The sequence below is a fragment of the Granulicatella sp. genome (assembly GCF_057274575.1).
This window is the reverse complement of record NZ_DBHISP010000039.1, coordinates 1-3,308: the sequence shown is the minus strand read 5'-3', so window position 1 is coordinate 3,308 and position 3,308 is coordinate 1. Positions and strand designations below refer to the sequence as shown.

General features: G+C 41.2%; 2 protein-coding genes. One reads left to right on the top strand and one right to left on the bottom strand.

The features are described from left to right. The coding region (locus ACO5V7_RS08845; RefSeq protein ID WP_485485891.1) for a hypothetical protein at nt 1–2,005 on the bottom strand (2,005 nt) is incomplete at its 3' end. Nucleotides 2,006–2,167: 162 nt separating this feature from the next. Here ACO5V7_RS08845 and ACO5V7_RS08840 point away from each other — a divergent pair. After that, complete coding sequence (locus ACO5V7_RS08840; protein ID WP_485485890.1) at nt 2,168–3,139, top strand: DMT family transporter; 972 nt, start codon at nt 2,168–2,170, stop codon at nt 3,137–3,139. Nucleotides 3,140–3,308 lie beyond the last annotated feature (169 nt).

Here is a 3,308-nt window from a genome sequence, read left to right as displayed (position 1 = left end):
ATCCCCAGCTTGGTTGGCTGTATGGAAGCTGGTATCTGAGTTGTGGAGTATAAGCTGCAACCCAGTCGACGTATTTTAAGATTTCAGGATCGTTTAAACGATTTTGTAAGAGATATTGATAACTGTAAACACGTACGTTCGTGTAACCGGCTTTTTCCATGGTGTCACGGTACGCTTTCCAGATTTTTACCCAAGTAGCAGTGTCCGTTGGTGCAGATTTTGTACCGTTTCTATAACGCCAGTCTTCTATGTCGAAGTAAATAGGGTAAGTGGGTTTGATATTGTATTTTTGGATTAATGCGAGGGTTTGTTCGGCATCGTCTCTACCGTCTTCCTCTGTTGAAGCATAAGTGTAAAGGTAGATTCCATAAGGGACACCTAGACGATTCAATTCGCTAATATTATGCGCTAGATATTTATCTTCAGTACCAGAGTAACCGATACGAACAATAACTGCATCGATTCCGTTGTCCTTGATGAGGGCTTCCCAGTTAGCGATGTAGCCTTGATGTTCGCTAACATCCATGACTTTCTTTGCCGTTTCGTCACCGAGACGTTGACTAGCGCCATTGTAAAAGTAACGTTTGCCATTCTTTTCGACCCAACCGATATCGACTGCCTTCTTGCTTAAGACATTTCCACTCTCGTCAAATACGTATTGATAGTGATCGATGATATGCGTACCAGTCGCCATTTTACCATTATCGAGTACGTAGTATTTATTATCAATCCATTCTTTACGCGCAACTTTTCCGTTGGACTTGAAGTAGTACCAGTAGTCACCGACTTTTGCCCAGTAATTCTTCGCAACCGTTCCGTCTTCTTTGAAATAGTAAGAAGAGCCAGACGATTGGTCGTATTGCATTTCGTTTTTCGCCATACGTCCATCTTCTTTCACGTAGTAAGAATCAATCCATTTACGTGTCGCCATTTGACCATCAGCGATAAAGTAGTACCAATCTCCATCTACTTGATACCATCGGTTTCCACCGATATATTTGCCATCAACTCCTAGATAGAAGTAACTGCCGTAATTTTTGTCAAAGAACCATTCGTTTTTGGCCATTGCACCGTCAGATTTGACGTAGTAGTTCCCAATCCATTTATTGGTTTCAAGTACGCCGTCCATTTGGAAGTGGTATTTTTTACCATTGACTTCAATCCATTTTCCTCCAACATATCGGCCACTTTCTTCGAAGTAGTAGGTAGCTTTATAGTTATCGTCATAAACAAATTCGGATTTCGCCATATAGCCACCGGCTTTTAAGTAATAAGAATCTTTCCATTCTCTACTAGCATAAGCTCCACCCGGTTTCATAAAGAAATAACTATTGTAGTACCTATCAAAAATCCACTCGTTATCGGCCATGGTACCGTCAGCTTTCAAGTAGTAATAATCGTAGAACTCGTTTTGACGAAGTACACCATTGTCTTTAAAGGAGTACCATTTCCCGTCTATTTTTTTCCAATTACTATTAACAGCTTTTCCGTGCTCATCAGCAAAATAACGATTACCATTAATGGTTACAAATCTGTTTCGAGCCATAATACCGTCTTCATCCATGACATAACCATCAATAAGCGTATTTGTTTGCATTTGTCCATTTTCGTTAAAATAGTAGTACTGGTTATGAATATATTTCCATTGTGAAGTTAATTTTGTACCTTCTAAATAATAGTAAGTATCTCCATTTTGAGTTGCGAAACCAGTATAATGTTGCTGTTGGTAATACTCATCAATATGATTTACAGCTTCACGTTTTGAACGAGAACGTGTTTGTTGAGTAGTTTCAGTAGTTTTTTCAGGTTCTTTGGAAACTTCTTGTTCTGTTGTAAGGATTACAGAATTTGTCAGTCTTGCTTCATTGCTTGTGGTTTCCGATGGTTGTACTGAAGCAGTTGTGTCAGCGGTTATCGTCTCTTGAGCTGTTTCTGCATGAACGGATTGGATTGTTAAGAGTAGTAAAATTGCAGTCGCAACAGTGAATTTTTTTGTGTGTTTCATCATATCCTCCTAAGTAAAAATTTCCTTTTTAGTGTAACAAAATAAAAGGAGAAAGCGCAAACTAAATCATGCATTTCTGTGAAATCTTAATAATTAGAATCTATTCCGTTCTTTAGAAGTAGGCGGTGTAGGATGAGGGCACATTGTGCTATAATCGAGAGTATGAAAACAACAGAAAAATCAAACAATCCAACCAAACTAAATAAACCAAACAGCAATTTAACCATAGGAACCATTCTGACCTTGACGGCCGGAATCGCGTGGGGGCTTAGCGGAGCAAGCGGTCAGTACTTGATGGCGCATGGCTTTCCGGTACTAGCGCTGACGAATTTACGACTGCTTGTCGCAGGGGGATTGCTTCTTGTGATGAGCCTACTAACAGACCACAAGAAGCTTGTCTGTCTCATTCAGGATAAGAAGAGCTTTGTTCGACTCGGGTTATTTGCCATCTTTGGACTGTTATTGAATCAGTTTGCATACTTACAAGCGATTCATCTGGGTAACGCGGGAACCGCAACGGTCTTGCAATATATTTGCCCAGTGCTGATTCTAATCTATGCCTGTGTGAAGGATCGAGTAGCGCCGACCGTCTCAGAAGTTGCTTCGATTGTATTGGCGATTGGAGGGACCTTCCTCATTGCGACACACGGCGAAATCGGAAGCCTCAGCGTGACACCCTTAGGACTCATCTGGGGATTATTCTCAGCCTTTACATACGTGCTCTATATCTTATTACCCATTGCCCTCATTAAACAGTACGGGAGCCTTCCCGTCATCGGAATAGGGATGTTGCTATCGGGGATTCTTCTTGCCCCATTTAGCGGAGTCGCACAGATGGACCTGGAATGGACACCAGAGATTCTTGCTGCGTTAGCAGGCATCGTCCTTATCGGAACGGTCATTGCGTATACGATGTTCCTAAAAGGGGCGATCATGGTAGGACCTGTGAAATCCAGCTTACTCGCCGCGATTGAACCCATCTCAGCAGTATTCTTTGCCTTCCTCATCATGAACGAGCAATTCTTTGCGATTGACTTTGTCAGCATGGCGATGATTCTAGTAGCCGTGATGCTCATCTCGGTCAAAGACTTAATCAAAGAACGCCGAAAGAGTGAACAAGGCGTCCTCGACTAACAAAAATAAGCGCAATGGGAGCGAATCCTTTTGCGATTTTTGATTAATTTTTTTTGCTAATCATGATGTTTTCGGATGTATTTCTGGTATAATAATTGAAACTAGGAAAGGAAGTGAGCGAATGAATACGGCAGTGTTAAATTATTATTTCGAAAAATCGGGATTATCG